Genomic DNA, 4,462 nt, shown 5'->3' with positions numbered 1-4,462 from the left:
AACAGATACACAGTTACAACAGTTTGATGATTAACTATCGTTTTTGGTGGAAAAAAACAAAGTAAATGAATTTAACGACAATCATAGAAAAAGAGGATGTTGTGTTGAAACATTTCATTGATAGTATATATATCATGAAGTATACTGATTTTAATGAAAAAAAAGTTATTGATATTGGAACTGGGGCAGGATTTCCAGGAATTCCTCTTGCTATTATGAATCCGCAGACTTCGTTTGTATTATTGGATTCTTTGAATAAGCGAATTAATTTTTTGAATGAAGTGTGCAATCTATGTAACTTGAGTAATGTTATTACCATACATGGACGAGCTGAAGAAATATCACGTAAAGAAGAATATCGTGAAAAATTTGATTTTGTTGTTTCAAGGGCTGTGGCTAACATGTCTACTCTGTTAGAATACTGTACGCCATTCTTAAAAGTTGGTGGTCAATTTATTTCATATAAATCCGGTAAGGTGGAAGAAGAATTATCCGGTGCACAAAATGCTATGAAAATATTAGGATGTAAATTGAATATTTCTATTGATTTTCAATTGCCAAATACGGATATGGATAGAAAATTTGTTATTTATGATAAAATTAACAAATGCGCAAAAAAGTATCCTCGGCAAGGTGGAAAACCAAGAAAAGAACCACTTTGATAGTGGTTCTTTTTTGAAAAATATGATATACTTAAATGGTGAAATGTTTCACGTGAAACATTTTCTAAGACCGAAGAAAACTGTGTAGGCAGTTCAGTTATTTGGTGATGCAAAGTATGATATTGTCCTTATGAAAAATAAGGAGTAGTGTAGATATGCTCACTTTGATCAATACAATTGTAAAACTATGGAGGAATATATGGGAAGGGTAATCGCAATATCAAATCAAAAAGGTGGCGTTGGTAAAACAACGACAGCAATTAATTTGTCTGCTTGTCTAGCAGAAAAAGGAAAGAGAGTATTAACAATTGACATGGATCCGCAGGGAAATACTACTAGTGGATTGGGTATTGATAAATCAACAGTGGAACATACAAGTTATCAGTTGTTGACGAATGAAACTACAATTTGGGAGGCTATGACTCCTTCAATTGTCCCTGGTCTTTCTGTAATTGCGTCTGAACGTAGTTTGGCAGGCGCTGAAATTGAATTAATTGGAGTTGAAGATCGCGAATTTATTTTAAAAAAAGAAGTTGATAAAGTTCGTGATAATTATGATTTTGTGATTATTGATTGTCCCCCTTCCTTAAATACACTTACTGTTAATGCAATGACAACAGCAGATACGGTTCTTGTTCCAATCCAGTGTGAATATTATGCATTAGAAGGATTGAGTGAACTAATCTATACCATTGAGCTTGTTAAGGAACGTCTTAACAATAAATTGGAAATTGAAGGTGTTGTTTTTACAATGTATGATGCTAGAACCTGTCTTTCATTGCAGGTAGTTGAAAATGTAAAACAGAATCTTCATCAAAATATTTATAAAACTATAATACCAAGAAATGTAAGATTGGCGGAAGCACCAAGTCATGGACTTCCAATAAATCTTTATGAGCCAAAATCTGCGGGGGCAGATGGTTATAGAAGCCTGGCAGATGAGGTTATAAATCGAGGAAAAGAAGAGGAGTAAATGTTTCACGTGAAACATTTTGCAGAAATCTTTATGAACAGTACTCTTGACATGAAGATTAAAAGAAATTTTAGAGAGTGCAGAAATGGAGAAAAAATGGCTAGAGGATTAGGAAAAGGAATTGATGTTTTAATACCGGAAGTAAAACATTCGACAGGTAAAGACGAAAAGAAGGTTGTCAAAGAAGTTGTCAAAGAAGTTTTGAAAGAAACGAATGAAATTGACATCAATAAGGTCGAGCCAAATGAAAATCAGCCAAGAAAAGAATTTAATGAAGATGCATTACAAGAGTTAGCAGATTCTATAAAACAGCATGGTTTGATTGAACCAATTATTGTTCAAGAAGGTAAAAAGGGTTTTTATCAGATTATTGCTGGTGAAAGACGATGGAGAGCTGCGAGATTAGCAGGATTAAAAAAAGTTCCTGCAATTGTTAAGGACTATACCGACCAAGAAATTATGGAAATTGCTCTGATTGAGAATATTCAGAGAGAGGATTTGAATCCCATTGAAGAAGCAGAAGCATATCAGAGATTAATAAGTGAATATAAACTAAAACAAGATGAAGTCGCTGATAAAGTGTCAAAAAGTCGAGTTGCAATTACAAATGCATTACGCCTTTTAAAATTAGATGAGCGTGTAAGAAGAATGGTTGTTGAAGATAAGATAAAAAGCGGACATGCCAGAGCATTGCTATCTATTAAAGACGGAGAATTGCAATATGAAACAGCTTTGCAAATTTTTGATGGAAATTTAACAGTTCGAGAAACTGAAAAACTGGTCAAAAAATTGTTAGAGGAACCTAAGCCAAGCAAGAAAGAAGATGTAGAAATAAATAAACAATTACAGATTATTTATGAGCAGTATGAAGAAAAATTGAAAAATAAACTTGGTACGAAAGTCAAAATCAATCAAAAGAATAATGGAAAAGGAAAGATAGAAATCGAGTACTATTCTGCTGATGATTTTGACAGAATTATTGAGGCTATCACACAAAAGTAATGGAGGAAAAATAAATGTACTTATTTGAACAATATGGTATTGATATAGGATATGTTGTAATTGGTTTAGCAGGTGTAGTATTATTACTATTGATCATGATAATTGTAATGATGGTCAGAAACCATTTGCTACGGAAAAAATATAAACAGTTTATGGAAGGAGAAAATGGCAGATCATTGGAAAAGGCATTTTCCGATAAGTTTGAAGCGATTGATCAATTGCAGGATGATGTTAAAAATATTAATGGACATATAATAAAAATTACAAAACAATTGACTACAGCATACCAGAAAATTGGATTAGTAAAGTATGATGCTTTCAAGGAAATTGGTGGAAAGTTAAGCTTTGTATTGGTACTGCTGACAGAGGACAATAATGGTTTTATTATAAACTCGATGCACAGTACAAAAGATGGATGCTATACGTATGCAAAAGAAGTTGTAAATGGAGAGGCATTTGTGATTTTGTCAGAGGAAGAACAGCAAGCTTTAGAGGCGGCAAAAGTAAATAAGCCATTACATAAAATAGAAGACTAATATAGAATATTGTATTATATCACAGGGTCCCTCATATTTGAGGGACCCTGTGATATTTAATACTATAATATTTAATGCTTTACTCTTCAGAATCTAGTTGAAACCATAAATGCGGTTGAAAAAATAATATCCCCAAACAATAATCTTGCGACCGGCTCTATTCTTAGACTGAAGAGGAAGTCCAAGTTTGCGATGTGTAATAATACGATAGACTGTCTTGTTTTTGACCTTTAAATAATGCCAAAGTTCATCTCTTTTATTAAGGTTATCCGGGGATCCAGATTTTACTAATAAAGCAGAGCTGACGATCATCATCATTGCAAGGTATTTCATCATATAATTACGTAATTTCTTGTCATGGATCGACATTAAATCCTGTGAATCAATCATCAATTTAGTAACTTTAATTTGTTGATCGATTCGTTTGGTCATAATTGCTTCATTAACAGATTGACCTTCTCGACCTATATAATAACGATAAAGATCAATATTTAGATAATACATCTTCTTAACATATGGAAGAGGCGTATATGCATAAATATTGTCTACATAGAACGTGTGTTCTGGAAGGTGCAAGTTACAATCACGTAGTAACTTAGTTTTGTAAATTATCGAGTGCATCAATAAGTTTTGGCTCATACGAAAATGTTTTACGTCGCTCCAGGTGATGATCTTATTCTTAGGAATCGCCATATTATAATTGATGGCTTTTCGCTTGTGGGCACTTGGCTTTTCATAAACATAGTTGGCAATGATCATGTCCAAAGACATAGATTCTACTACTGACTGACGTAAAAATTTGATTAACTTCAGCATAGCAGTTTTGTCAAACCAATCATCGCTGTCTAATACCTTAAAATAAAGTCCGGTAGCGTTTGCAATTCCCGTATTGACTGCAGAACCATGTCCACCATTTTCTTTATGAATTGCACGAACGATATGTGGATATTTGGATTCATATTGTTGAGCAATAGATAGAGTATCGTCTTTAGATCCATCATCTACCACTAAAATTTCAACATCGTCGCCACCTTGTAAGGCAGACTCTATTGCCTTTGCCATGTAATCCTGCGAATTGTAGCAGGGTATTGTAACGGTTAATAATTTCATAGTTACCTCATTTCTTTATGCAAAACACGAGAAAGAATTATCAAAAATCGACAATTTTCTCCAATACTATAGTAAAATCATAACATGAATATACCCATTATTAAAGAAAAAAATTCTGAAAGTTTTCTGACAAAATAAGAAATTATATTGGATGAGCGAAGTTTTGGATGAGCGAAGTT

General features: G+C 33.1%; 5 protein-coding genes. 4 read left to right on the top strand and 1 reads right to left on the bottom strand.

Going from position 1 to position 4,462, the window contains the following annotated elements; all coding sequences use genetic code 11:
• Nucleotides 1-65 precede the first annotated feature (65 nt).
• From rsmG to DW981_RS14185, 4 genes are all read left to right on the top strand, one after another.
• Nucleotides 66-662 carry a 16S rRNA (guanine(527)-N(7))-methyltransferase RsmG gene (gene rsmG / locus DW981_RS14200; protein WP_243034779.1) on the top strand — a complete coding sequence of 199 codons (597 nt, stop codon included), beginning with the start codon at nucleotides 66-68 and terminating at the stop codon, nucleotides 660-662.
• A gap of 199 nt (nucleotides 663-861) precedes the next feature.
• Nucleotides 862-1,635, top strand: a complete 774-nt coding sequence (locus DW981_RS14195) for an AAA family ATPase (protein ID WP_022024104.1) — start codon at nucleotides 862-864, stop codon at nucleotides 1,633-1,635.
• A gap of 9 nt (nucleotides 1,636-1,644) precedes the next feature.
• Entirely contained in the window at nucleotides 1,645-2,637 is a 993-nt protein-coding gene (locus tag DW981_RS14190) for a ParB/RepB/Spo0J family partition protein (protein WP_347474590.1), read from the top strand.
• A 14-nt stretch (nucleotides 2,638-2,651) separates the two neighbouring features.
• The gene (locus DW981_RS14185) at nucleotides 2,652-3,173 is read left to right on the top strand and encodes a DUF4446 family protein (protein ID WP_022024106.1); all 522 of its coding nucleotides are present in this window, start codon (nucleotides 2,652-2,654) and stop codon (nucleotides 3,171-3,173) included.
• Nucleotides 3,174-3,266: 93 nt separating this feature from the next.
• On the opposite strand, the gene DW981_RS14180 is transcribed toward DW981_RS14185, so the two are convergent.
• Nucleotides 3,267-4,283, bottom strand: a complete 1,017-nt coding sequence (locus DW981_RS14180; RefSeq protein WP_118508199.1) for a glycosyltransferase family 2 protein — start codon at nucleotides 4,281-4,283, stop codon at nucleotides 3,267-3,269.
• Nucleotides 4,284-4,462 lie beyond the last annotated feature (179 nt).

The sequence above is a fragment of the Clostridium sp. AM49-4BH genome (assembly GCF_003478335.1).
Taxonomy (GTDB): Bacteria; Bacillota; Clostridia; order Lachnospirales; family Lachnospiraceae; genus Butyribacter.
Note: the sequence above shows the minus strand (reverse complement) of the source record. Positions and strands in the feature narration are given on the sequence as shown.

What these genes read in the sequence shown, in the direction of transcription:
- rsmG (WP_243034779.1), top strand. Translation starts at nt 66, where the DNA reads ATGAATTTAACGACAATCATAGAAAAAGAGGATGTTGTGTTGAAACAT.
- DW981_RS14195 (WP_022024104.1), top strand. Translation starts at nt 862, where the DNA reads ATGGGAAGGGTAATCGCAATATCAAATCAAAAAGGTGGCGTTGGTAAA.
- DW981_RS14185 (WP_022024106.1), top strand. Translation starts at nt 2,652, where the DNA reads ATGTACTTATTTGAACAATATGGTATTGATATAGGATATGTTGTAATT.
- DW981_RS14180 (WP_118508199.1), bottom strand. Translation starts at nt 4,283, where the DNA reads ATGAAATTATTAACCGTTACAATACCCTGCTACAATTCGCAGGATTAC.